Below are 25,812 nucleotides of genomic sequence, written 5' to 3'. Positions count from 1 at the left end.
AGCCGTCCTGTTCCCGGCGCCCTCGGCACCGCGCGGGCGGCACCCGGCGGCGCCTCCGGCGTCCCGTACGGACACCGCGGCCTGTGCACTCACGATTTCACCAGCCCCTGCCCGTTTCCGCCCAGCGCCAGGTACACGTCCTCCAGGCTCGGGGTGGCCAGCGTGAAGTCGTCCAGGGCGGTGAAGGCGGCTCCCCCGGTGACCGTGGCGACGGCCGCACGGGCCTCCTCGGGTGCGAGCCGCAACGTCCAGCGGCGGCCGGACTCGACGGCGCGGGCGCGCAGCGCGGCGACCTCGGGGACGTGCAGGGGGGCGCTCTGCCGCCACACGAGTTCGACGCGTACCTCGCCGGCGACCTGTTCCTTGAGCCCGGCCGGGGTGTCGCAGGCGATGACCCGGCCCCGGTCGAGGACGGCGACCCGGTCGAGCACCGTCTCCGCCTCGATGACGTTGTGGGTGACCAGCAGGACGGTCGTGCCGTGCTCGGCCCGGCGCCGGTCGACGGCGGCCCACACGGCCCGGCGGGCGACGGGGTCCATGCCGGTCGTCGGCTCGTCGAGGACGAGCAGCGGGCGCTTACCGACCAGGGCGGCGGCGAAGCAGGCGAGCCGCCGCTGTCCGCCGGAGAGCCTCCGCAGCGGGCGGGAGGCGAGGGGCGTGAGGCCGAGCTCGTCCAGGACCGCGTCCCGTTCGGCGCGCGCCTGCCGCAGTTCCAGTCCGCGCAGCCGCCCGGTCGTCTCCGCGGCGAGCGACACGGTCAGGTCGTCGAGGGCGGTGGACTCCTGCCCGAGGTACGCGAGGATGCGCGCCGCCCGCTCGGGGTGGCGCACGATGTCGTGGCCGAGGATCTCGACGCTGCCGCCGTCGGGCCGCATCAGCCCGGTCAGCTGCCGTACGAGGGTGGACTTGCCGGCGCCGTTGGGCCCGAGCAGTCCGAAGATCTCGCCGCGCCGGATGTCGAGGCGCACCCCGTCGTTGGCCCGCACCTCGGGTGTCGCGGGGGCACCGCGCCGTCCGCGCACCGCCGGGTAGGTCTTCGTCAGGCCCCGGACGGCGCACACGACAGCACCACCGTGTCCCCTGCGGACTGCCTGTGCCGTGCGCGTACTCACGAGGGACGAGCCTACGGGGTCCGATGCCCCGTTATGCGCCCGGGGCCGTCGCTCACTCCCCCGCGGGCGCGTGCTCCGCCGCCGTGCGCACGTCGATCTCGCGCCAGAAGCCGGCCCGGATCGCGTACCGGTCGTGCTCGTCGATCTGGTCGTCCTTGTGCGCGAGGAGCCCGAAGCGGGCGGCGTACCGCAGCAGCTCCCCGTCCACCCGGTGCGGGACGCGCGGGTACATCGCGGAGAGCTTCTGCAGGTGGTTCTGGTCCGTGAGCCGGGCCATCCAGCGACGCGCGAACACCTGTCCGACCTCGTACGGGTCGCCGCCGACGGTGGTGATGTCCTCCTCGCGGTCCGCCCAGCGCTGCTCGGCGGAGGTGAGCTGGGCGAGCGTGGGCAGCGAGGCGGCCTCCGCGGACTCACCTGCGCCGCCCGGGCGCTCGACCCAGCCCTTGTCGGAGGACCAGCGCAGCGTCGCGGTCGTCGGGTGCTGGGCGGGCTGGGTGCCGGGTCCGCGCAGCGCGGCGAGATCCTTGGGGGTGGGGACGCCCTTGGGTGCGGGGACCCGCTCCTGTGTGCCGTCGCGGGGCTCGGCCGCCGTGACGTGCTCGGTCTGCTCCGCGGTCCGGCCGGCCGCGGCGGAGGGCGCCGACTCGGGCAGCGGCGCGGAGAGGATGGCGGCGATCTCGGGCCGCGGCACGGGCGACGGCGCGCAGACCGCGCCCGTCTCCTTGGCGCGGACGGCCCTGGTGATCCAGATCCGGTCGAGCACGCGGCGCTCGTCGGCCTCGGCGACGAGGTCCTCGGACTGGTTGTAGTCGCCGTCGGCGGCCTGCACGGCCCACAGGTGGACGGCGACGCCGTGCTCCTTCGCCGCCATCATGCCGGGCAGCAGATCCCCGTCGCCGGTGACCAGGACCACGTCGGAGCAGGCGCGGTTGCGCGCCAGTTCGGTCAGTTCGGCGTGCATGGCGGCGTCGACGCCCTTCTGCGCCCACCGGCCGTCGCTGCGGGTCAGCGCGCCCAGGCGGACCGTCACGCGCGGCATCACGCGCAGCCTGCGGTGCTCGGGCTGGGGTACGCGGTCGGGGGCGCCGTCGAACCAGTAGATGCGCAGCAGGGGCCGTTCCGTGTCGGACTCGGCGCGCTCGCGCAACCCCTGGATGAGGGCGGCGTGGTCGACGGTGATCCGGGAGCGAGAGGGTTCCCCGGCGAGCAGACTGGCGGCGGCCCCGAGCAGGTACCCGGCGTCCACCAGGACGATGCAGCGGTCCACGGGTCCACCCTCTTTCCGGTTTCCGGGAGCTTCGCTTCGGGCTTGGTTCGAGTCTGCCCGACGGCGCGAAGGTTAACGGCCCGAACTCGATCTTCGGCGTGGCGCAGCGGCGGATCGTTCCCCGACAGCGCTTATCACGCACGGTAATTATCCGACATGCGCGGCTTGTCGGCCCGTGTGAATCTGGTTCCGGCCCTGGCCCCTAGATCCCCTTCAGGAGGCAGATCACCATGGCCAAGAACAAGAACCGCAAGCAGGGCGCCGCCCAGGACCGTTCCGCGCAGCCGGACCAGGCTCCGGAGCACGCGCGTTCCACCGCGACCGAGGCAGCGCAGCTGGCTCAGGTCCAGGGCAGCCCCTCCGATGTCGCCCGTAAGCACCAGAAGCGCTTCGGCCACAACTGAGGCGGGCGACAGGGCCGTTGAGGCCTGAGCACGCAGCGAGGGGCGCACCCGCGGGTGGGTGCGCCCCTCGCTGCGTCCGTCCGGCCGGCCCGCCGCGGGCCTTGCCCGGCCGCTCTCCCGGTGGTCAGCCCGCCAGGCAGGCCGGTCCGAGCAGGACCTTCAGGTCGCCGAAGAGGGCGGGGTCGGGCTTGACCCGGTGCCGGTCGAGCCGGAGCACGGTCGTCTTGCTCGGGCCCTGGAGCTTGATGCGGACCTCGCTGTCGCCCTTGTGGTGGCTGAGGATCTCCCCGAGCCGGCTGACCATGGGCGGGGTGACCTTCACCGTCGGGATGGTCAGGATCACGGGCGCGTTGGTGCCCGCGTTCGACAGGTCGGGGACCATCAGCTCCATCGCGACGAGCCGCGGCACGTCCTCGCGCTTGTCGAGGCGTCCCTTGACGAACACCACGGCGTCCTCGACGAGTTGGGTCGACACCAGCTGGTAGGTCGCCGGGAAGAACATGCACTCGATGGAGCCCGCGAGGTCCTCCACCGTCGCGATGGCCCAGGCGTTGCCCTGCTTGGTCATCTTGCGCTGGAGGCCCGAGATGATGCCGCCGATGGTCACGACCGCGCCGTCTGAGTGCTCACCGCCGGTGAGCTGGGAGATGCCCGCGTCCGCCTTGTCGGACAGGACGTGCTCCAGGCCGAAGAGCGGGTGGTCGGAGACGTACAGCCCGAGCATCTCCCGCTCCTGCGCGAGGAGATAGGTCTTGTCCCACTCGTCGGTCGTGAACTCGACGTCGAGTCCGAAGCCCGGCTCGTCCGCGGCGTCGTCGCCCATGCCGCCGAAGAGGTCGAACTGGCCCTCGGCCTCCTTGCGCTTGACCTGCACCACGTTGTCGATCATCGGCTCGTACTGTGCGGTGAGGCCCTTGCGGGTGTGCCCCATCGTGTCGAACGCGCCCGCCTTGATGAGCGATTCGGTGGTGCGCTTGTTGCAGGCGACCGCCTCGACCTTGTCGAGGTAGTCGGGGAAGGACGTGTACTTCCCCTTGGCCTTGCGGCCGCGGATGATCGCCTCGACCACGTTCGTGCCGACGTTGCGGACGGCGGAGAGCCCGAAGAGGATCACGTCGTCGCCCTGGGCGGCGAAGTTGTGCTCGGACTCGTTCACGTTGGGCGGCAGGACCTTGATGCCCATGCGCCGGCACTCGTTCAGATAGACGGCCGACTTGTCCTTGTCGTCCTTCACCGAGGTCAGCAGGGCCGCCATGTACTCGGCCGGGTAGTTGGCCTTGAGGTAGGCGGTCCAGTACGTGACGAGGCCGTACGCGGAGGAGTGCGCCTTGTTGAACGCGTAGCCGGCGAAGGGCACCAGGACGTCCCACAGGGCCTGGATCGCCTCGTCGGAGAAGCCGTTCTTCTTGGCTCCGGCCTGGAAGATGGTGAAGTTCTTCGCCAGCTCCTCGGGCTTCTTCTTGCCCATCACGCGGCGCAGGATGTCGGCCTCGCCGAGCGAGTACCCGGCGATGATCTGGGCGGCCTTCTGCACCTGCTCCTGGTAGACGATGAGGCCGTAGGTCAGGCCCAGCGTCTCCTTCAGGGGCTCCTCGAGCTCCGGGTGGATCGGTGTGATCTCCTGGCGCCCGTTCTTGCGCTCCGCGTAGTTGATGTGCGAGTTCATGCCCATCGGACCCGGCCGGTACAGGGCCGAGACGGCGGAGATGTCCTCGAAGTTGTCGGGCTGCATCTGGCGCAGCAGCGAACGCATCGGCCCGCCGTCGAACTGGAACACGCCGAGCGTGTCGCCGCGGCAGAGCATCTCGTACGTCCTGGGGTCGTCCAGCGGGACCTGGAGGAGCTCCAGCCTGACGCCCTTGTTGGCCTCCACCATCTTGACGGCGTCGTCCATGATGGTCAGGTTCCGCAGGCCCAGGAAGTCCATCTTGAGCAGGCCGAGCGACTCGCACTGGGGGTAGTCCCACTGCGTGATGGTGACGCCGTCGGTGTGCCGCACCCAGATCGGGGCGTGGTCGACGATGGGCTCGCTGGACATGATCACGCCGGCGGCGTGCACGCCCATCTGCCGGACCAGGCCCTCGACGCCCTTGGCGGTGTCGATGACCTTCTTGACGTCCGGCTCGTTCTCGTACATCGCGCGGATCTCGCCGGCCTCGTTGTAGCGCGGGTGCGAGGGGTCGGTGATGCCGTTCAGGTCGATGCCCTTGCCGAGGACGTCGGCGGGCATGGCCTTGGTGAGCCGGTCGCCCATCGCGTACGGGTAGCCCAGTACCCGCGCGGAGTCCTTGATCGCGTTCTTGGCCTTGATCTTGCCGTAGGTGCCGATCATGGCGACCTTGTCGGCGCCGTACTTCTCGGTCACGTACCTGATCACCTCGACGCGCCTGCGCTCGTCGAAGTCGATGTCGACATCGGGCATGGAGACGCGCTCGGGGTTCAGGAACCGCTCGAAGATCAGACCGTGCTCGATCGGGTCGAGGTCGGTGATGCCCATGGCGTACGCGACGATCGAACCGGCCGCGGACCCTCGGCCGGGGCCGACGGCGATGCCGTTCTTCTTGGCCCACATGATGAAGTCGGCGACGACGAGGAAGTAGCCCGGGAACCCCATCTGGATGATGACGTCCATCTCGTACTCCGCCTGCCTCTGGCGGTCCTCGGGGACCCCGCCCGGGTAGCGGCGGCCCATGCCGACCCGGACCTCCTCCTGGAACCAGGTGACCTCGGTGTACCCCTCCGGGATCTCGAACTTCGGCATGAGGTTCTTGGCCTCGAACATGCCGGTGGTGTCGATCTGCTCGGCGACCAGGAGGGTGTTGGCGCAGCCCTCCTGCCAGGCGTCCGAGGAGTCGATGGCGTACATCTCGTCCGTGGACTTCAGGTAGTAGCCGGTGCCGTCGAAGCGGAAGCGGTCGGGGTCCGAGAGGTTCTTGCCGGTCTGGATGCACAGCAGGGCGTCGTGGGCGGTCGCCTCGTGCGCGTACGTGTAGTGCGAGTCGTTCGTCACCAGGGGCGGGATGCCGAGCTTCTTGCCGATCTCCAGGAGGCCGTCGCGGACCCGGCGCTCGATCTCGATCCCGTGGTCCATCAGCTCCAGGAAGTAGCGGTCCTTGCCGAAGATCTCCTGGTACTCGGCGGCCGACTTCAGGGCCTCGTCGAACTGGCCGAGGCGCAGCCGGGTCTGCAGCTCGCCGGACGGGCAGCCGGTGGACGCGATGAGCCCCTCGGACCACTGGGAGATGGTCTCCTTGTCCATGCGCGGCCACTTCTGGAGCCAGCCCTCGGCGTACGCGTCCGAGGAGAGCTTGAAGAGGTTGTGCAGGCCCGTCTTGTTCGCCGCCCAGATCGTCTTGTGCGTGTAACCACCCGAACCGGACACGTCGTCGCGCTTCTGGTGCGGCTGGCCCCACTGGATCTTGCGCTTGTTGCGCCGGGACTCGGGAGCGACGTACGCCTCGATCCCGATGATCGGGGTGACGCCCGCCTTCTGCGCCGTGTGGAAGAAGTCGTACGCCCCGTGGAGGTTGCCGTGGTCGCTCATCGCGATGTGCGTCATGCCCATCTCGTTGCACGCCGCGAACATGTCCTTGAGCCGCGCGGCACCGTCCAGCAGCGAGTACTGGGTGTGGACGTGCAGGTGCGTGAACGGCGGCTTTGACACGGCTTCGGCCTCCAGGAAGAACAGAAGAACAATCGTCGACAGGCTGCGGACGGTCTGGTGGGACAGCGTCGAAGTCTATGCCGCGGCACTGACACTCCGGAGGCTCTCCCCCGTACCTCCGTGCGGGGCACGCGGGCACTCCCGCGTACCGTCGTCCGTTGAAGCGGACGGGGCCGCCCGTCCCTGCAAGGGCGGCGCGACCGTCCCCCATGTCACGCACCACCTGCACCAGGAGGCACCCAGCGATGTCGGTCCCGCAGCTCAGCGCCGAGCAACGCGGCGAGCAGATCCTCGCCGTCTTCGACACCGCGTTCGGCGAGCTCCTGGCCGCCGACCCGGCCGCGTTCCGTGTGAAGTTCCGCAAGATGGCGGCCAGCGCCTTCGCGTTCTACCGGGGCACCGCGGGCCTCTTCTACCACGACCTGGACGCCGACAAGCGGGGCGGCCCCTACCTGGACGAGCGCACGTCGCGGGTGTGGATCCACGGCGACCTGCACGCCGAGAACTTCGGCACGTACATGGACGCCCAGGGCCGGCTGATCTTCAACGTGAACGACTTCGACGAGGCCTACGTCGGCCCCTTCACCTGGGACCTCAAGCGCTTCGCCGCCTCCGTGGCGCTGATCGGGTACGCGAAGGCGCTCAGTGACGAGCAGATCACCGAGCTGGTCAGGGTCTACGCGCGGGCGTACCGCGAGCGCATCCGCGCCCTGTCCACGGGGGCCAAGAGCGACGAGGTGCCCCCCTTCACGCTGGACACCGCCGAGGGCCCGCTGCTGGGCGCGCTGCGCGTCGCGCGCTCGCTGACCCGCTTCGGGCTGCTGGACTCGATGACCGAGATCCGTGACTTCGAGCGCCGCTTCGCGGAGGACGGCGGCTCGGTCGAGCTGGACGCGGCCACCCGCTACAAGGTGCTCGCCGCCTTCGACGGCTATCTGGAGACCCTCCCGGAGTCCTCGCTGACCCGCCCCGACTCGTACCGGGTGAAGGACGTCGTGGGCCGCCGCGGCATCGGCATCGGCTCGGCGGGCCTGCCGTCGTACAACATCCTCCTGGAGGGCAACAGCGACGCCCTGGAGAACGATGTCGTGATCTACGTGAAGCAGGCCCAGACCCCGGCCGTCTCCCGGCACATCACGGACGCCTCGATCCGCGAGTACTTCCAGCACGAGGGCCACCGCACGGTGATCTCGCAGCGTGCCCTCCAGGCGCACGCCGACCCGTGGCTCGGCTGGACCGAGCTGGACGGCGCGGGCCAGCTGGTCGCCGAGGTGTCGCCGTACGCGGTCGACCTGGACTGGGGCGACATCGACGACCCGGAGGAGATCGCGACGGTGGTCGCCGACCTCGGCCGTGCCACGGCCACGATGCACGCGGCGGCGGACGACGAGAGCGGTCACTCGGAGCTTGTCCCGTTCTCCACGGAGCGGGCCATCGACGCGGCGATCGCGGCCGACGAGGACGGCTTCGCCGACCTCCTGGTCGACTTCGCTCACGACTACGGGGCACGCGCGCGTGCCGACCACCAGATCTTCGTGGACCTCTTCCGCAACGGCCGGATCCCCGGCCTGTAGCCGCCTGCCCCGGCCGTGGGACCCACGGCCGGGCGGTGCGGCCGCGGGCCCGGGCCGCCGTACAACGCTCGGGCAGCACACAGGAATCCTTTAGGGGCCTCATACGGCGGCCCGTGGGACACTCTCCAGCGCTATGGACATATCCGGGACCCAGCTCAGAGCCCTTCGCGCGGCTCTGTTCACGGCCGTCGTCGTGACGCTCTCGACGGCGTCGCACGTGCTGCTGTCCCGGGTTCCGCTGCCGCCGAGCACCGTGGCCGTGATCACCGGCGCCGTCTTCGCCGTCTCGTACGCGCTCGCGGGCCGCGAGCGCGGCTTCGGCCGGATCGCCGCCCTGCTGATCCCGCTGGAGCTGGCCGCCGACACGGTGTTCACCACGGGCCAGCACGTCTGTTACGGCCCGGCGGGCGGCCCGGTCACCGGTCCGCTGCGCTCGGTCGGCCTCGACGTGCTGTGCGGCGGCACCGACGTCGGCGCCCCGCTCGCCCGCGTGACCGCGGGCCACGGCGGCTTCGCGGCGGCCCTGCTCGCGCACGCCGACCCGGGGGCCGCCTGGCTGCTGCTCGGTGCGCACGTGGGCACCGGCCTGCTGGCCGCCGCCTGGCTGCGGCGCGGCGAGCGGGCCCTGGCGCAGCTGCTGCGCGCGGTCGGCGCCGCCACCTTCCGGCCCCTGCTGCTCGCCGTCGCCGCCGTGCGGGTACGGCTCGCTCCGGTGCGCAGGCTGCCGCGTCCGGTCCGCCGGGCCGCCGCCGCCCGGACCTCGCTGTTGGTGCACTCCCTGGGACGCCGGGGACCGCCCCGCTGCACCGTTCCCGCCTGAGCAGGAGCCCGGCAGGAGCCCGGCGGAACCCGGGGCACCGGCCTGAGCACCAGCAGTCCCCCCGACGAATTCCGCGTACGACTGTGCGCGTCCCCCAGGGAGATCACCACTATGAGCAAGCGGAACAGCCAGGCGTCGAAGATGGCGGCCCGTGAGCGGTTGCGCCAGGAGCGCGAGCGCCAGGCCAAGCGCGACAAGGTCAAGCGGCAGGTCATCGTGGCCTGCTCGGTCGTCGGCGTCCTGGCGATAGCCGGCGGCATCGGGTACGCCGTGGTGCAGAACAACAAGCCGGGTTACTGGGAGGCCGCCAAGGACGACAAGCTCGTCAAGCCGGCCCACACGACCGGCGCGAAGGGCACGACCGTCGTCATCGGCAAGAGCGGTGCCGAGAAGACCCTGGACATGTACGAGGACCCGCGCTGCCCGGTCTGCGCGAGCTTCGAGCAGGCCGTCGGCGCGACCGTCGACAAGGACGTCGAGGACGGCAAGTACAAGATCCGGTACATCGGCGCCACGTTCATCGACAACGGCTCCCCGGGCGAGGGCTCCAGGAACGCGCTCAGTGCCATGGGGGCCGCGCTGAACGTCAGCAGCGACGCCTTCCTGGAGTACAAGACCGCCCTCTACTCGGCGAAGTACCACCCGGAGGAGACGGACGACAAGTTCAAGGACGACGCGTACCTGATCAAGGTCGCCAACACCGTGGACGCCCTCAAGGACAACAAGGCGTTCCAGAAGGCGGTGAAGGACGGCACCTACGACAAGTGGGCGCTGGAGATGTCGGCCACGTTCGACAAGAGCGGTGTCTCCGCGACGCCGACGCTGAAGATGGACGGCAAGGAGGTGGTCGGCTCGGACGGCAAGACCGCGCCGATGACCGTCGCCGAGTACCGGACGGCGATCGACAAGGCGCTCAAGGCCTGACGTACCGGCAGCCAAGAGCGGGCGAACTTTCGACAGTTCGTCCGCTCTTTCGCGTACCGGTCAGTAATCTGATCGTCCGTGACCAGTCGATACAGATCCATCGAGTCGCAAGACACCACGGGCGTCGCCGAGTTGCGCGCCCCCCGCCGCCGTACGGTCGTCAAGGCCGCGGCGGCCACCGCCGCCCTCGCGGCTCCGCTCGCCGCCGCGCTCCCGGCCCGGGCCGCCGCCGGGACCCCGGCGTTCCTGCACGGCGTCGCCTCCGGCGACCCGCTGCCCGACGGGATCCTGCTGTGGACCCGGGTGACCCCCACGTCCGAGGCGATACCCGGTTCGGGGCTCGGCCCCGACGTCGAGGTCTCCTGGACCGTCGCCGAGGACAAGGCGTTCGGCACGGTCGTCGCCAAGGGATCCACCACCGCCTCGGCCGCCTCCGACCACACCGTCAAGGCGGACATCCGCGGCCTGCGCCCGGCCACCGACTACTGGTTCCGCTTCTCCTGCGGCGGCACCGACTCGCCCGCCGCCCGCACCCGTACCGCCCCGGCCGCCGACGCGGGCGTGGCCGGTCTGCGCTTCGGCGTGGTCTCCTGCGCCAACTGGGAGGCGGGCTACTTCTCGCCGTACCGGCACCTGGCCGCGCGCGGCGACCTGGACGCCTGGCTGCACCTGGGCGACTACATCTACGAGTACAAGTCCGGCGAGTACGCGGCGCGCGGCACGGTCGTGCGGCCGCACGCCCCGGCGAACGAGATCCTCACCCTCGCCGACTACCGCACCCGGCATGGGCGTTACAAGACCGACCCGGACCTGCAGGCCCTGCACCACGCGGCGCCGGTCGTGGCGATCTGGGACGACCACGAGTTCGCCGACAACGCCTGGCCCGGCGGGGCGGTGAACCACACCGAGGGCACGGAGGGCGCCTGGTCCGCCCGCCAGCAGGCCGCGAAGCAGGCGTACTTCGAGTGGATGCCGGTCCGTCCGGCGATCGAGGGCACCACCTACCGCCGGCTGCGCTTCGGCAAGCTGGCCGACCTCTCGCTGCTCGACCTGCGCAGCTTCCGCTCGCAGCAGGCGTCCTCGGGCAGCGGCTCGGTGGACGACCCGGACCGTACGCTCACCGGCCGGGCGCAACTGGACTGGCTCAAGGCGGGCCTGCGGGCCTCGGACGCCACCTGGCGGCTGGTCGGCAACTCCGTGATGATCTCGCCGTTCGCGGTGGGCTCCCTCCCGGCCGACCTGCTCAAGCCGCTCGCCAAGCTGCTCGGGCTGCCGCAGGAGGGCATCGCCCTCAACACCGACCAGTGGGACGGCTACACGGACGACCGCCGGGAACTGCTCGGCCACCTGCGCGCCCACGCGATCCGCAACACCGTCTTCCTGACCGGCGACATCCACATGGCGTGGGCCAACGACGTGCCGGTCGACGCCGGCACGTATCCGCTGTCGCCCTCGGCCGCGACGGAGTTCGTCGTCACCTCGGTCACGTCCGACAACCTCGACGACATCGTCAAGGTGCCCGAGGGCACCGTGTCGACGGTGGCCTCGCCGCTGATCCGCGCCGCCAACCGGCACGTCCACTGGGTCGACACGGACCGGCACGGCTACGGCGTCCTGGACATCACCGCGGACCGCGCGCAGATGGACTACTACGTGCTCTCCGACCGCAGGGACCCGGACGCGACCTCGTCCTGGGCCCGTTCGTACCGCACGCGCAGCGGTACGCAGAAGGTCGAGCGGGTGTACGCGCCCGTGCGCTGACCCGGCAGCACCTGCGGACCGGGGGGCGATTTTCGGCCACCGGCACTTCACCCCCGGTCTGTTAACGGAAGATCACGCCACTACGGCGGGTGGCGCCACGCACGGTCCGAATCCGGACACACCACCCGCCGTGGTCACCGCGCTCGTTACGCCGCGGTCTCAAACTTGGCACCGGGACCGAATTTCTTCTCCCAATTGCCCTTGTTCGCCTGACGTTTGATTGGGCCGGAACGATTCTCTTCAAGATTCATCATGTCCACGTAATCTCCCGGCGGCGGCCAGAAAAAGGCCCTCCCCACCGCATCCGCTAGGAGTCAGCATGCGTGCGCTTGCCCGAATATCCCCCCTTGTGCGCAGACGCCTTCTCGGCACGGCCGTCATGGCCGGAACGCTCATGCTCACTCCCCTCTCCGCGCCCACCGGCGTCGCGGCGGCCACGGCTCCGGCCACCGACTGCGCCGACGAGGCGAGCTCCGTCGCCCGGGAGGCCCGCCCCAAGGCCGGCCAGCACGCGGCCGAGCCCAACGAGCTCACCCAGGCCAGGGCCCAGGCCATGGACGCCGACCTGCACAAGAAGCTCGACAAGCTGCGCGCGAGCGGCGGGCGGCTGTCCGCCGCGGCCGCCACGGCCACCATCCCGGTGTACTTCCACGTCATCCACGACGGCGCCACCGGCCAGCTCAGCTCGGCCCAGATCAGCAGCCAGCTGAACGTGCTGAACGCGGCCTACGCGGGCCAGGGCACCGGCAACACCGACTCGGGTTACCAGTTCACGCTGGCCGGCACCGACTACACGGACAACGCGGCCTGGTACAACCTCAGTTCGGGCTCGACGGCGGAGAAGGCCATGAAGACCGCCCTCCGCAAGGGCGGCGCGAACGCCCTCAACATCTACACCGCCAACCTCGGCGGCGGCCTGCTCGGCTGGGCCACCTTCCCCAGCAGCTACAAGTCCAGCCCCACCATGGACGGCGTGGTCGTCCTCGACACCTCGCTGCCCGGCGGCTCGGCCACGCACTACGACGAGGGCGACACCGCCACGCACGAGGTCGGCCACTGGATGGGGCTCTACCACACCTTCCAGGGCGGCTGCAACGGCAACGGCGACTACGTCACCGACACCCCGGCCGAGAAGAGCGCCGCCTACGAGTGCCCGACCGGGCGTGACACCTGCACCAGCAAGTCGGGCGTCGACCCGATCCACAACTTCATGGACTACACGTACGACGCCTGCATGTACCAGTTCACCTCGGGCCAGGTGACGCGCATGCAGCAGAGCTGGGCCGCCTACCGGGCCGCCGGCTGAGCCCCGCGGGGAGTGTCGCCGAGATCACTCCCCGACCCCTCACAGCGAGTCGAGGAAGCCGAGCGCCACCTTCCAGGTGGCCTCGGCCGCCTCCGCGTCGTGGTCCGGCAGCCCGGGGTCCGTGTAGAGGTGCCCGGCACCGGCGTACCGGTAGATCTCCACGTCGGCGCCGATGCGCTGCATCCGCAGGTACCACGCGCTCAGCCAGTCGTCCGTCTCGAACGCGTCGGGCTCCGCGACGTGCAGCTGGACCGGCAGCTCGTCCACCGAGGCGCTCTCCGCGATGTCGGAGGTGCCGTGCAGGAGCAGCAGCCCGCGGGCCTTGTCGTCGCCGAGGGCCAGGGTCTGCGCGACGGAGGCACCGAACGAGAAGCCCGCGTACACCAGCCCCCGCTCCGAATAGGGGGCGGCCGCCAGGATCGCTCGCTTGAGCAGATCGTCCTTGCCGATCTCGTCCTTGAAGGCCATGCCCTCCTCGACGGTCTCGAAGGTGCGTCCCTCGAAGAGATCGGGCGTCCACACCTCGTGTCCCGCCGCGCGCAGCCGCTCCGCCGCCGCACGCACCGCGGGGCGCGGCCCGTAGGCCGAGTGAAAGAGCATGATGTTCATGAGGCCATGGTGCCAGCCCGCACGGACAGTGACGGCCGGGGCCGTACCCGGGATCCGACACAGATCACAGGTTCAGGTGCGCCTCAGCCGGTTAGGCGCGCAGGCATGGAGAACGTACTGCGTCCGCTGATCGTCGTCGGCGGCTCGGTCGTCCTCACTCTGGTCGCCGGCTGGGCCGTCGACCAGTTGTTGCGACGCACCGACGCCCGGCACCACGAGACCCCGATGTGGGGGCTGCTGCGCCGCGGCCGGGTCCCCTTCCAGCTCGTCCTGTGCGCGGCCCTGCTCAGAGGGGCGTACGACCAGGTCGAGCTGTTCCGGGACCACCGGGTCGTCATAGGCCGCGCCCTGACCCTCGTCCTCATCGGCTCGGCCGCCTGGCTGGTGGTGCGCATCGCGGCGGCGATCGTCGAGACCTCGTACACCCGCTACGCGAACGCCCACCGCGATCCGGCCCGGGTCCGCCGGGTGCGCACCCAGGTGTCCCTGATCCAGCGCGTGGTCACCGCGATCGTCGGGGTGATGGCGGCCGGTGCGATGCTGCTCACCTTCCCGGCGATGCGGGCGGCCGGCGCCTCCCTGCTGGCCTCGGCCGGAATCCTCGGCATCGTCGCCGGTGTCGCCGCCCAGTCCACCCTGAGCAACCTCTTCGCGGGTCTGCAGATCGCCTTCGGCGACATGGTCCGGCTCGGCGACACGGTCGTGGTGGACGGCGAGTGGGGTGTGATCGACGAGATCACGCTCACGTTCCTGACGGTACGGACCTGGGACGAGCGCCGGATCACGATGCCTGTGTCGTACTTCACCTCGAAGCCCTTCGAGAACTGGTCGCGCGGCAGCGCCCAGATGACCGGAATCGTCTTCTTCCACCTCGACCACACCGCCCCCGTGTCCCAGATGCGCGACAAGCTCCGCGACATCCTCCGGGAGTGCCCCGCCTGGGACGGCCGCGACTGGGGTCTCGCCGTCACCGACACGACCCCCAGCACCATCCAGGTCCGCGCCCTGGCGACCGCGAAGGACGCGGACGACATATGGACGGTGCGGGTCACTGTGCGCGAGCAGATGATCCGCTGGCTGGCCGCCGAACACCCCTACGCGCTGCCCCGGGTCAACACGGCCGACGCGGTACTGCTGCCGTCGGGCAGGAGGAACGGGCGGTCGCCCTTCGAGGGGGCGCCTCGGCGGGTCCACGAGACACCGCGGACCGGCCGCGGCTGAACCCTCACGGCGGCGCGGCAGCAGCCGCGGCGGGGCCCGGTGACCACAGCTCGACCCTGTGGCCGCCGGGCCCCGTTCCACGTCGCACGCCGGCGGTGAACCGTCGCACACGGCGGCACCGCCGCTCACCGCGGGCGCGCACGTCCGGTACCGCGGCATGCCCACCACAGGCCGTGCCCGTCCGGAGGCCGCGGCCCGCTCACCGCAGGCTGCGCACGTCCAGATGCCGCAGCACCCGGTCCACGATCTCCGGGTCGGCCCCCGCCTCACTGCGCGCGGACAGCACCTCGTGCCGGGCCGCGCTCATCATCTCCGCCTGGATCCGGCGCACCTTCTTGATCCGCCGGGCCCGCTGCGCGTGCGCCTCGCGCCGCTCGTCGTCGCCCAGTTCGGGACTGATCCGCAGCCCGATGTCGAAAGCCCGGCGCAGCAACTGCTCGGACAGGTCCTCCGGCAGCTCCTCCACCTCCTCGATCTCCTTGAGCCTGCGCTTCGCGGCCTTGGCCGCGCGGATCGCCAGCCCCTTCTCGAACTCCTTCTCGCTGTCGGTGTCGGGGCGCACCCCGAGCTTCCTGACCAGGAACGGCAGGGTGAGCCCCTGGAGCACGAGCGTGGCCATGATGACCCCGAACGCGATGAAGATGATCTCGTCCCGGTTCGGGAACGGCGAGCCGTCGTCCATCTTCAGCGGGATCGCCAGCGCCAGGGCGACCGAGGCCACCCCGCGCATCCCCGACCACCACATCACCACGGTCTCGCGCCACGAGGTCGGGATGTCCTCGTCGTAGTCCCGCTTCGCGTGCAGCCGCTTGGTCAGCCAGGTCGCCGGCAGCAGCCAGAACAGCCGGACGAGGACGACGACGACCACGACGGCCGCGGCCCAGCCCAGCATCTCGCCCCAGCGCCCCTCGGCGGTGCGGACGGCGTTGTGCAGCTCCAGCCCGATGAGGCCGAACGCGACGCCGGTGACCAGCGTGTCCACCACGTCCCAGACGGTGTGCCCGGCCAGCCGGGCCATCACGTCGTCGGCGTCGGTGGAGTACTCGGCGAGGAACAGCGCCGTCGTCAGCACGGCGAGCACCCCGGACCCGTGCAGCTCCTCGGCCAGGACGTAGGAGGCGTACGGCACCAGCAGCGTCAGGCCGATCTGCAGGGTGGGGTCGCCCAGCAGGTCCATCAGCTTGTTGGCGCCCCAGCCGAGCGCCACTCCGACGACGAGGGCGACCACCGCGGACAGCACCAGGTCGAGGGCGGCGCCGGGCAGGGAGAACGTTCCGCTGACGGCGGCGGCGATCGCGACGTGGTACAGCACGATGGCCGTCACGTCGTTGAACAGGCCCTCGCCCTCCAGTATCGACACCAGCCTGCGGGGCAGCCCCAGCTGTCCCGCGACCGCGGTCGCCGCCACCGGGTCGGGCGGGGCGACCAGGGCGCCGAGCGCCACGGCGGCGGCGATCGGCAGCCCGGGCACGATGGCACCGGCGACCACGGCCACCACCACGGTCGTGACGAACACCAGCGCCACGGCCAGCAGGAAGATCGGCCGCTTGTTGGCGGCGAACTGTCTCCACGAAGTGCGCCGCACCGCGGCGTAGAGCAGCGGCGGCAGCAGCGCGGGCAGGATCAGGTCGGGCGGGATGTCCACGTTCGGGACGAAGTCGAGCAGCGCCAGCACGATCCCGAGGAGCGTCATCAGGATCGGCGCGGGCAGCCCGAACCGTTCGCCGACCGGGACGCTCACCACGGCCCCGAGCAGCAGCACGAACAACAGGGCCAACTGATCCACGGTTCTCAGCGCTCCGACGGGCTAGACGATCAAGAACGGCCAGACGTCCAGCGTGCCACGTGCCGAATCCTTACGCCGCGACGGCAGGGGGCCGGGAGGGTCGCACCGCCGACCACCGCTCCGTCCGGGGAGCACCGCCGGCCACCGCTGCACGAAGCACCGCCGGCCACCGCTACAGGGAGCGCCGCATCGACCGGTGCGGAATCCCGGCGTCGGGGAACTCAGGCCCGTACGCGACGTAGCCGAGCCGCTCGTAGAAGCCCAGCGCGTGGGTCTGCGCGTGCAGGTCCACCGCGGTCAGTCCACGCGCGCGTGCCGCGTCCTCGATGGCACGCACCAGCGCGGCCCCGACGCCGAGGCCGCGTGCCTCCCGCGTCACCGCGAGCCGCCCCAGGGAGCCGACGGCCACGTCGCCGCCGGTCTTGGCGGCGGCCGCCGCGCCGTGCAGGAGCCGGCCGGTGCCGAGCGGCACGCCGTCGTCGCGGACCGCCAGGACGTGCAGGGCACCGGCGTCGTACGCGTCGTACTCGATGTCCTGGGGGACCCGCTGCTCGACGACGAAGACCTCCTTGCGGACCGCGAAGCACGCCTCACGGTCGGCGGCGTCCTCCGCGACACGCACCACGTAGGCGGCGGTCATGCGTAGCTTTCCTCCCGCACCTTGTCCAGCGCCTGCTGGAGGTCCTGCGGGTACTCGCTCCCGAACTCCACCCACTGCCCGTCACCGGGGTGCTCGAAGCCGAGCCGCACGGCGTGCAGCCACTGCCGGGTGAGGCCGAGCCGCTTGGCCAGCGTCGGGTCGGCGCCGTAGGTCAGGTCGCCGACGCAGGGGTGGCGGTGGGCGGCCATGTGGACGCGGATCTGGTGGGTGCGGCCGGTCTCCAGCTTGACGTCGAGCAGCGACGCCGCACGGAACGCCTCGACCAGGTCGTAGTGCGTGACGGAGTCCTTGCCCTCGGCGGTCACCGCCCACTTGTAGTCGTGGTTGGGGTGCCGGCCGATGGGGGCGTCGATGGTGCCGCTCGTCGGGTCCGGGTGACCCTGGACCAGCGTGTGGTAGCGCTTGTCGACCGTGCGCTCCTTGAACTGGCGCTTGAGCGACGTGTACGCGTACTCCGACTTGGCGACGACCATCAGGCCCGACGTGCCCACGTCGAGGCGGTGCACGATGCCCTGGCGCTCGGCGGCACCCGAGGTCGAGATGCGGTACCCGGCGGCGGCGAGCCCGCCGATCACGGTCGGCCCCGACCAGCCGGGACTGGGGTGGGCGGCCACGCCGACGGGCTTGACGATGACGAGCACGTCGTCGTCGTCGTGCACGATCTCCATGCCCTCGACGGGCTCGGCGACCACCTGCACGGGGGCGGGCGCCTGGGGCATCTCCACCTCGAGCCAGGCGCCGCCGTGCACCCGTTCGGACTTGCCGACCACCGTGCCGTCGACCAGCACCTTGCCTGCCGCGGCCAGCTCGGCCGCCTTGGTACGGGAGAAGCCGAACATGCGGGAGATGGCGGCGTCGACGCGCTCGCCCTCCAGGCCGTCCGGCACGGGCAGGGTACGGATCTCGGGAATCGTGCTCACCCGTCGAGTATGCCGGACGGGTCCGGCACCACCTGACCAGAACCCGAACGCCAGTGCCCGTGGAGGGGAGCGCGGTCAGTCCCTGTGGACGGTCCCGTCGGGGTCGAGCCCGCGGAAGGACAGCAGCACGATCAGGATGCCGCCGCAGACGATCGCCGAGTCGGCGAGGTTGAACACCGCGAAGTGCTTCGGCGCGATGAAGTCGACGACCGCGCCCTCGAAGACGCCGGGCGTCCGGAAGATCCGGTCGGTGAGGTTGCCCAGCGCGCCGCCCAGCAGCAGGCCGAGCGCGATCGCCCACGGCACGCTGTAGAGCTTGCGCGCGAGCCGGGCGATGACCACGATCACGGCCGCCGCGATCACGGTGAAGATGATGGTGAAGGCCTCACCGAAGCCGAAGGCCGCGCCCGCGTTGCGGATCGCCTCGAACTTGAGCCAGTCCCCGACGACCTCGACCGGCGCGTGGTGCTCCAGCTTCGCGACGACCAGCATCTTGCTGACGAGGTCGAGGGCGTACGCCAGCGCGGCGACGGTGAACAGGACCGCGATCCGGCGCCTGCCCCCGGGCCGCGCGGGCCCGTCCGCCGCCCCGTCCGGGGCGCTCTCGCCCGCGCCCTCGGCCGGCGCCGCGGAGCCGGCGCCGGACCGGTCGGCCGGGACCCGCGCCCCGTCGGAGCCGGACCGCTCCCCCGGCGCCGCGTGCCCCTCGGACCGCTCCGGCTCGGCCCCCGACGCGTTAGGGGTTTCCGGCGTACCGATGATGCGCTCCGCCTCTGCCACGTGAGTCCCTCAACCTAGGTGCCTGACTGAGGAGAGAGTACGGCACGAGCCTCCCCGGCCACGTGCTCAGGACGGTCAGGAACGGCGCTCCTGCTTCTGCTTGCACTCGACGCACAGAGTGGCCCGCGGGAAGGCCTGCATCCGCGCCTTGCCGATGGCGTTGCCGCAGTTCTCGCACAGCCCGTAGGTGCCCGCTTCGAGACGATTGAGGGCGCGCTCGGTCTGGTCGAGCATCTCGCGCGCGTTGGCGGCGAGGGACATCTCGTGCTCACGGGTGATGTTCTTGGTGCCGGTGTCGGCCTCGTCGTCACCGGCCCCGTCGCCGGAGTCCCGCATCAGGCCAACCAGGGCCTCCTCGGAGGCCGTGATCTCCGCGCTCAGCCGCGCCGACTCGGACGCCAGCCCGGCGCGCGCCTCCTCGACCTCCTCCGCAGTCCAGGGGTCCTCGCCGGGGCGCACCGCGAGCTCGCCGGGCTCCGTCCCGGCGAGCCGCGCCTTGGGGACCGCGCTGGGGTTCTTCGCCGCCGTGGCCGTGCCAGGGGTCTTCTTCGCAACCACCGTCGTGGCTCCCGTCTTCTTCGCGGCCTCCGCCGCGCCCTCGGCCGCGGACGCGACCGCCTTGTCGGTCCTGCTGGTGCTCCTGGGGGCCGCACTCCTCGCACCGGCCCTCCGGGTGCTGCCGCTCTCCTCGTCGCCCCGCGCCGCGGCGCCCTCCGCCGGGCCCGACGCCTCCGGGACGGCCTTTTGTGCGGAGGTTTTCTTCCCGCCGGCGGTGCGTGCCTTCTTCGCGGGAGCCTTCTTCACCGGCGTCTTCGCCGGCCCCTTCACCGACGCCGGCTCCGCCGTCGCCCGCGCGGATGCCCCGTCCGCCCCGACCGGTGCCGCCTCCGTGCCCTTCACCGCGGCGGCCGTCCTCCGGCCCGGGGACTTCCCGGCCACCGCCTCCTTGGCGGCCGTGGCCTTCTTGGCGGCGGTCTTCCCGGAGGAAGCTTTCGCCGGGGAGGCCTTCGTCGAGGAGGCCTTCTTCGCGGCCGTCTTCGCCGGGGCCGCCACCACCTCCGAGGCGGTCGTCCGCCTGGCGGCGGTCTCCGTAGCGACCGCCTTCGCGGCGGACGTCTTCGACGCGGACCCCTTCGATGCCGACGTCGTCGACGCGGACGTCTTCGTGGCGGCGGTCTTCCCCGCGGCGCGCGCCGCGGGTGCCCCCTGTGCCTGCTTCCGGCCCCCCACGTCCTTGGCCGCCGGACCCGTGGATCTGCCGGACGCCGACTGCTGTACGGCGGTCTTCTTCGCCACCATGGCCGCGGCCCCTTCACATATTGTGATCTTGCTCGCGAATCGTGCTGGGACGATAAATCGACTTCAGGCCCGCGGCAACGGGGCACGCCCGCGATTCGCCCGCCCCACGGATCCCGTGCGGCGAGCCTGCAAGCGTTGTGCCCAGCTCCCCGCCGGGTAATCCGCCGATCCCGGCGTCCCGGGATCCGCACCCGGGGGCCGCGCCATTCGGGTCAGCCCGCAGCCCGGAGCGGCCCTGCGCGGCACCGGCCCCGGCCCCCTCAAAAGCGGTCGGCCGCTGTCCCCGCGGCGCCGTACACTGGGCGGAGCGAAAAGCGTGGATGGGGACGAGTAGCGGCGTAGGCGGCCAGGAGCGACCCGGGGACGGTGGAAGCCCGGGGGCCAGCGCGACGTGAAGATCACCCCGGAGCCGCCGGAAGAACACCCCGCACGGGGCCAGTAGAGCCGGCATCGCGACCCCAATGAGGGGGCTCACCGGTGCACACCGCGCACCGGAGGGCCAAGGAGGGTGGTACCGCGGGAGCGCGCCGCACACGGCGTCCGTAGCTACGGCAACAGAGCTCTCGTCCCTCCGACGGAAGGCAGAAAGTCCGTTGGAGGAAGCTCGCTGATGACAGCGCCGACGTACCGCCAGGTGCCCGCCCAGGTCGACCTGCCCGCCCTCGAGCACGCCGTGCTCGACTTCTGGCGCGAGCAGAAGATCTTCACCAAGAGCCTCGAGCAGTCCGAGGGCCGACCCGAGTGGGTGTTCTACGAGGGCCCGCCCACCGCCAACGGCATGCCCGGCGCCCACCACATCGAGGCGCGCGTCTTCAAGGACGTGTTCCCGCGCTTTCGCACCATGCGCGGCTACCACGTGGCCCGCAAGGCCGGCTGGGACTGCCACGGCCTGCCGGTCGAGATCGCGGTGGAGAAGGAGCTCGGGTTCAACGGCAAGAAGGACATCGAGGCGTACGGCATCGCCGAGTTCAACGCCAAGTGCCGTGAGTCCGTGACGCGCCACACCGACGCCTTCACCGAGCTCACGAACCGCATGGGCTACTGGGTCGACCTCGACGACGCGTACCGCACGATGGACCCCGAGTACGTGGAGTCCGTCTGGTGGTCGCTGAAGGAGATCTTCAACAAGGGCCTCCTGGTCCAGGACTACCGCGTCGCCCCGTGGTGCCCGCGCGACGAGACGGGTCTGTCGGACCACGAGCTGGCGCAGGGCTACGAGACGATCGTCGACCCGTCGGTGTACGTCCGTTTCCCGCTCACCTCCGGTCCGCTCGCCGGCGACGCCGCCCTCCTCGTCTGGACGACGACTCCCTGGACGCTGGTCTCCAACACCGCGGTCGCCGCCCACCCCGGCGTGACGTACGTCGTCGCGACGAACGGCGAGGAGAGGCTCGTCGTCGCCGAGCCGCTCGTCGAGAAGGCGCTCGGCGAGGGCTGGGAGACCACCGGGGAGACCTTCACCGGCGCCGAGATGGAGCGCTGGACCTATCAACGTCCGTTCGAGCTCGTCGGGTTCCCGGAGCCGGCCCACTACGTGGTCAACGCCGAGTACGTGACGACCGAGGACGGTACGGGTCTGGTCCACCAGTCCCCCGCCTTCGGTGAGGACGACCTCAAGGTCTGCCGCGCCTACGGCCTGCCCGTCGTGAACCCCGTCCGGCGGGACGGCACCTTCGAGGAGGACGTCCCGCTCGTGGGCGGCGTCTTCTTCAAGAAGGCGGACGAAAAGCTCACCGAGGACCTCCAGCAGCGCGGTCTGCTCTTCAAGCACATCCCGTACGAGCACAGCTACCCGCACTGCTGGCGCTGCCACACCGCGCTCCTGTACTACGCGCAGCCGTCCTGGTACATCCGCACCACGGCCGTCAAGGACCGCCTCCTCCAGGAGAACGAGAAGACCAACTGGTTCCCCGACTCGGTCAAGCACGGCCGCTTCGGCGACTGGCTGAACAACAACATCGACTGGGCGCTGTCCCGCAGCCGCTACTGGGGCACCCCGCTGCCCCTGTGGACCTGCGAGGAGGGCCACCTCACGTGCGTCGGCTCCCGCGCGGAACTCTCCGAACTGACGGGCACGGACCAGTCCGGCCTGGACCCGCACCGCCCGTACATCGACGCGGTCACCTTCGCGTGCCCCGAGGACGGCTGCGGCCGGACGGCGACCCGCGTCCCGGAGGTCATCGACGCCTGGTACGACTCGGGTTCGATGCCGTTCGCGCAGTGGGGCTACCCGTACAAGAACAAGGAGCTGTTCGAAAGCCGCTACCCGGCTCAGTTCATCTCGGAGGCCATCGACCAGACCCGCGGCTGGTTCTACACGCTGATGGCCGTCGGCACGCTCGTCTTCGACAAGTCCAGCTACGAGAACGTGGTCTGCCTCGGGCACATCCTCGCCGAGGACGGCCGCAAGATGTCCAAGCACCTGGGCAACATCCTCCAGCCGATCCCGCTGATGGACCAGCACGGAGCAGACGCGGTGCGGTGGTTCATGGCGGCCGGCGGCTCCCCGTGGGCGGGCCGCCGGGTGGGCCACGGCACGATCCAGGAGGTCGTCCGCAAGACCCTCCTCACGTACTGGAACACGGTCGCGTTCCAGGCCCTGTACGCCCGCACCGCCGGCTGGGCACCGAGCGAGGCCGATCCGGCCCCGGCCGACCGCCCGGTCCTCGACCGCTGGCTGCTGTCCGAACTGCACGCGCTCACCGACCAGGTGACGCAGGCCCTGGAGTCGTACGACACCCAGCGCGCCGGAAAGCTCCTGTCGGCCTTCGTCGACGACCTGTCCAACTGGTACGTGCGCCGCTCCCGTCGCCGCTTCTGGCAGGGCGACAAGGCGGCCCTGCGCACCCTGCACGAGGTCATCGAGACCGTCACGCGCCTGATGGCCCCGCTCACCCCGTTCATCACCGAACGGGTCTGGCAGGACCTGGTCGTCCCGGTCGCCCCGGACGCCCCGGAGTCGGTGCACCTCTCGTCCTGGCCGCAGGCGGACCTGTCCGCCATCGACCCGGAGCTGTCGAAGCAGATGGTCCTCGTCCGCCGCCTGGTGGAGCTGGGCCGTGCCACGCGCGCGGAGTCCGGCGTCAAGACCCGTCAGCCGCTGTCCCGCGCGCTGGTCGCCGCGACCGGCTTCGCGTCCCTCGACCCGGAACTGCACGCGCAGATCACGGAGGAGCTGAACGTCAGCTCGCTCGCCTCCCTCTCCGAGGTGGGCGGCTCCCTGGTCGACACGACGGCCAAGGCGAACTTCCGCGCCCTGGGCAAGCGCTTCGGCAAGGGCGTCCAGGCGGTCGCGAGGGCCGTCGCGGACGCCGACGCGGCCGCCCTGTCCCTCGCCCTGCGCGAGGGCACGGCCTCGGTCGAGGTCGACGGCGAGACGGTCACCCTGGCCCCCGACGAGGTGATCATCACAGAGACCCCGCGCGAGGGCTGGTCCGTCGCCTCCGACTCGGGCGCGACGGTCGCGCTCGACCTGGAGATCACCGAGGAACTCCGCCGCGCGGGCCTCGCCCGTGACGCGATCCGTCTGATCCAGGAGGCCCGCAAGAACAGCGGCCTCGACGTGGCCGACCGCATCGCCCTGCGCTGGACCGCCACCGACCCGGCCGTCATCGCCGCCCTGTCCGAACACTCCGCCCTCATCGCGGACGAGGTCCTCGCCACGGACTTCGCCCAGGCCGAACCCGACGACACCTACGGCCCGGCCTTCACGGACGAGTCCCTGTCCCTGACCTTCCACCTCCGCAAGGCCGCCTGAAGCCCGCCCGGCGCCGGAGACAGCCCGGGGCGCCGGTGATCCAGCCCGTCCGGCGGCGCGTCGGTCCGGGGGCGCAGGTGATCCAGCCCGTCCGGCGTTTGAGGACGAGCGCGAAGCGCGAAGGGGGGCCCGGGGGCGCAGCCCCCGGGAACGGGACGGGAAGGGGTGGAGGGGGCGAAGAAACCCCCACGCCCACCCCCGCACCGGGCACGGAGAAAGGCCCGGTGCCACCGCATCCACGGTGGCACCGGGCCTTCGCCGTCCCTGCCCTGCCCCGCCCCGCCCCGGAAGCACGGAAAAGGCAGCCGCACGGCACGACAAAAGGGCGGGGCCCCCGGAATCACCCGGGGGCCCCGCCCTGACGCTGCCGACGCCTAAGGCGTACGGAAGGCCGTCAGTTGTCGTCCTCGTCGATCAGGAAGCCACGCATCGGCGAGGGAGCCTGCTGCATCGGCGACGGCCCCTGCGGCCGCACCGGCGCCATCGGCTGCGTCATGGCGGGGGACATCTGCTGCTGACCGCCGTAGGACGGAGCGGCCTGCGACTGGTTGCCACCCATGCCCTGGTTGCCGTAGCCCGGAGCGCTCGCACCGGCCGGCGCCATGGAGGGCGCGGACGACGACGGCAGCGACGCGGCCGCCGGCGTACGCGGCGGAGCCAGCGAGTCGTCGGCCTGGGTCTCCAGCTGACGCAGCTGCGACTCCAGGTAGGACTTCAGACGCGTGCGGTACTCGCGCTCGAAGCCACGCAGGTCCTCGACCTTGCGCTCCAGCGTGGCGCGAGCGGACTCCAGGGAGCCCATCGCCACGCGGTGCTTCTCCTGCGCGTCCCGCTCCAGCGCGTCTGCCTTGGCACGGGCGTCACGCTCGAGACCCTCGGCACGGCTGCGGGCCTCGCCGACGATCTTGTTGGCCTCGGAGCGGGCCTCGGCGATCGCCTGGTCGGCGGTCTGCTGGGCCAGCGAGAGCACGCGGGCGGCGCTGTCGCCGCCGGGGCCCTGACCGGGCTGCTGCATCTGCGGGCCGTGATTGCCCATGGGACCGCCCATCGGGCCGCCCATGTGCTGCTGCATCTGACCCTGCATCTGACCCTGCATCGGACCGGGACCCTGGCCCATCGGACCCTGGCCCATCGGACCGGGACCCTGCGGACCGCCCTGGCCACTGGGGCCGGCGGGCAACTGCGGCGCACCGCTCGGCAGCTGGGGCGGACCACCCATGGGGCCACCCATCTGCTGCTGCGGCGGGCCCGATATGCCGGCGGGCACGGGAGCACCCGGACCGCGCATGCCCTGCGGCGGACCCTGCTGCTGATGCTGCTGGTGCTGCTGGTCCTGCTGCTCGGGCGGCTTGCGCATGCCCTGCTGCTGGTTCTGCGCAGCCGCGCGCGTGGCCGCCGCCAGTTTGGCGCGCAGGTCCTCGTTCTCGCGCAGCAAGCGCGTCAGTTCGGCTTCGACCTCGTCGAGGAAGGCATCGACCTCGTCCTCGTCATAGCCTTCTCGGAGGCGGACGGTCGTGAACTGCTTGTTCCGCACGTCCTCGGGGGTCAACGGCATCTCTTCACCTCAACGTAGTCATCGGCAGTCGGCAAGACCGTATCGTCCACAGTCACCTCGCGAGATTGCCCACGAGAGTGATCAGGATGTAGACGATGATCATCAGTACGAAGAAGGACAGGTCAAGTGCCACGCCCCCGAGACGCAGTGGCGGAATGAACCGCCTCAGCAGCTTGAGCGGTGGATCGGTGACAGTGTAGGTGGCCTCCAGAACGACCACCATCGCCTTGCCGGGTTGCCATGAGCGGGCGAACTGGAAGACGTAGTCCATGACCAGCCGGAAGATCAGCACGATGAGGAAGCACATCAGCGCGACGTAGAGAATCTCCAAAACCACGCCCATGATCCGTGCGTCCCTCTCCCCTGTTCCGTGCCGTGTCCGGTCCTGC

The 25,812-nt window shown here is 71.1% G+C and carries 18 protein-coding genes and 1 pseudogene; 8 read left to right on the top strand and 11 right to left on the bottom strand.

Annotated features, from left to right (window positions below; translation table 11 throughout):
• Positions 1 to 89 precede the first annotated feature (89 nt).
• Together AC069T_RS06945 and AC069T_RS06940 are read right to left on the bottom strand one after the other, a co-directional pair.
• Positions 90 to 962, bottom strand: a pseudogene (locus AC069T_RS06945) (ABC transporter ATP-binding protein); the annotation flags it as partial.
• Positions 963 to 1,164: 202 nt separating this feature from the next.
• On the bottom strand, positions 1,165 to 2,382 hold the full coding sequence (locus AC069T_RS06940; protein ID WP_478781733.1) for an NYN domain-containing protein: 1,218 nt from the start codon (positions 2,380 to 2,382) through the stop codon (positions 1,165 to 1,167).
• Between the two features lie 230 nt (positions 2,383 to 2,612).
• Here AC069T_RS06940 and AC069T_RS06935 point away from each other — a divergent pair, with 230 nt between their 5' ends.
• Positions 2,613 to 2,786: a hypothetical protein gene (locus AC069T_RS06935; RefSeq protein ID WP_478781732.1), complete on the top strand. Its 174-nt coding sequence runs from the start codon at positions 2,613 to 2,615 to the stop codon at positions 2,784 to 2,786.
• Between the two features lie 124 nt (positions 2,787 to 2,910).
• On the opposite strand, the gene dnaE is transcribed toward AC069T_RS06935, so the two are convergent.
• Positions 2,911 to 6,450, bottom strand: a complete 3,540-nt coding sequence (dnaE, locus tag AC069T_RS06930; protein ID WP_478781731.1) for a DNA polymerase III subunit alpha — start codon at positions 6,448 to 6,450, stop codon at positions 2,911 to 2,913.
• A gap of 245 nt (positions 6,451 to 6,695) precedes the next feature.
• Here dnaE and AC069T_RS06925 point away from each other — a divergent pair, with 245 nt between their 5' ends.
• The 5 genes from AC069T_RS06925 (at position 6,696) to AC069T_RS06905 (ending at position 12,835) form a co-directional block, all read left to right on the top strand.
• Positions 6,696 to 8,024 carry a DUF2252 domain-containing protein gene (locus AC069T_RS06925; RefSeq protein WP_476754025.1) on the top strand — a complete coding sequence of 443 codons (1,329 nt, stop codon included), beginning with the start codon at positions 6,696 to 6,698 and terminating at the stop codon, positions 8,022 to 8,024.
• Between the two features lie 133 nt (positions 8,025 to 8,157).
• The gene (locus tag AC069T_RS06920; RefSeq protein WP_478781730.1) at positions 8,158 to 8,844 is read left to right on the top strand and encodes a hypothetical protein; all 687 of its coding nucleotides are present in this window, start codon (positions 8,158 to 8,160) and stop codon (positions 8,842 to 8,844) included.
• Positions 8,845 to 8,955: 111 nt separating this feature from the next.
• Complete coding sequence (locus AC069T_RS06915) at positions 8,956 to 9,768, top strand: DsbA family protein (RefSeq protein ID WP_478781729.1); 813 nt, start codon at positions 8,956 to 8,958, stop codon at positions 9,766 to 9,768.
• Positions 9,769 to 9,846: 78 nt separating this feature from the next.
• The gene (locus tag AC069T_RS06910; protein ID WP_478781728.1) at positions 9,847 to 11,529 is read left to right on the top strand and encodes an alkaline phosphatase D family protein; all 1,683 of its coding nucleotides are present in this window, start codon (positions 9,847 to 9,849) and stop codon (positions 11,527 to 11,529) included.
• Positions 11,530 to 11,848: 319 nt separating this feature from the next.
• The gene (locus AC069T_RS06905; RefSeq protein WP_478781727.1) at positions 11,849 to 12,835 is read left to right on the top strand and encodes a zinc metalloprotease; all 987 of its coding nucleotides are present in this window, start codon (positions 11,849 to 11,851) and stop codon (positions 12,833 to 12,835) included.
• A 39-nt stretch (positions 12,836 to 12,874) separates the two neighbouring features.
• Here AC069T_RS06905 and AC069T_RS06900 read toward each other — a convergent pair whose 3' ends face one another.
• Positions 12,875 to 13,444, bottom strand: coding sequence for a dienelactone hydrolase family protein (locus AC069T_RS06900; protein ID WP_478781726.1), 570 nt, complete (start codon positions 13,442 to 13,444; stop codon positions 12,875 to 12,877).
• A 105-nt stretch (positions 13,445 to 13,549) separates the two neighbouring features.
• Between AC069T_RS06900 and AC069T_RS06895 the strand changes: the two genes are divergently transcribed.
• Complete coding sequence (locus AC069T_RS06895) at positions 13,550 to 14,665, top strand: mechanosensitive ion channel family protein (protein WP_478781725.1); 1,116 nt, start codon at positions 13,550 to 13,552, stop codon at positions 14,663 to 14,665.
• Positions 14,666 to 14,864: 199 nt separating this feature from the next.
• Here the strand turns inward: AC069T_RS06895 and AC069T_RS06890 are convergent, their stop codons facing one another.
• From AC069T_RS06890 to AC069T_RS06870, 5 genes are all read right to left on the bottom strand, one after another.
• Complete coding sequence (locus AC069T_RS06890) at positions 14,865 to 16,451, bottom strand: Na+/H+ antiporter (protein WP_478781724.1); 1,587 nt, start codon at positions 16,449 to 16,451, stop codon at positions 14,865 to 14,867.
• Between the two features lie 172 nt (positions 16,452 to 16,623).
• Positions 16,624 to 17,091, bottom strand: coding sequence for a GNAT family N-acetyltransferase (locus AC069T_RS06885; RefSeq protein WP_478781723.1), 468 nt, complete (start codon positions 17,089 to 17,091; stop codon positions 16,624 to 16,626).
• Entirely contained in the window at positions 17,088 to 18,032 is a 945-nt protein-coding gene (locus AC069T_RS06880; protein ID WP_358855662.1) for an RluA family pseudouridine synthase, read from the bottom strand. The genes AC069T_RS06885 and AC069T_RS06880 overlap by 4 nt, the downstream gene beginning before the upstream one ends.
• A gap of 75 nt (positions 18,033 to 18,107) precedes the next feature.
• A complete protein-coding gene (gene lspA, locus AC069T_RS06875; RefSeq protein WP_478781722.1) occupies positions 18,108 to 18,812 on the bottom strand; it encodes a signal peptidase II in 705 nt (234 codons plus the stop codon).
• A 75-nt stretch (positions 18,813 to 18,887) separates the two neighbouring features.
• Positions 18,888 to 20,111, bottom strand: coding sequence for a TraR/DksA family transcriptional regulator (locus AC069T_RS06870; RefSeq protein WP_478781721.1), 1,224 nt, complete (start codon positions 20,109 to 20,111; stop codon positions 18,888 to 18,890).
• A 610-nt stretch (positions 20,112 to 20,721) separates the two neighbouring features.
• Between AC069T_RS06870 and ileS the strand changes: the two genes are divergently transcribed.
• Positions 20,722 to 23,868, top strand: coding sequence for an isoleucine--tRNA ligase (gene ileS, locus AC069T_RS06865; protein WP_478781720.1), 3,147 nt, complete (start codon positions 20,722 to 20,724; stop codon positions 23,866 to 23,868).
• A 394-nt stretch (positions 23,869 to 24,262) separates the two neighbouring features.
• Here the strand turns inward: ileS and AC069T_RS06860 are convergent, their stop codons facing one another.
• Together AC069T_RS06860 and AC069T_RS06855 are read right to left on the bottom strand one after the other, a co-directional pair.
• Entirely contained in the window at positions 24,263 to 25,423 is a 1,161-nt protein-coding gene (locus tag AC069T_RS06860) for a DivIVA domain-containing protein (RefSeq protein ID WP_478781719.1), read from the bottom strand.
• 52 nt (positions 25,424 to 25,475) lie between these two features.
• On the bottom strand, positions 25,476 to 25,766 hold the full coding sequence (locus AC069T_RS06855) for a YggT family protein (protein WP_121403530.1): 291 nt from the start codon (positions 25,764 to 25,766) through the stop codon (positions 25,476 to 25,478).
• Positions 25,767 to 25,812 lie beyond the last annotated feature (46 nt).

The organism is Streptomyces sp. NPDC043867, assembly GCF_056435845.1.
Note: the sequence above shows the minus strand (reverse complement) of the source record. Positions and strands in the feature narration are given on the sequence as shown.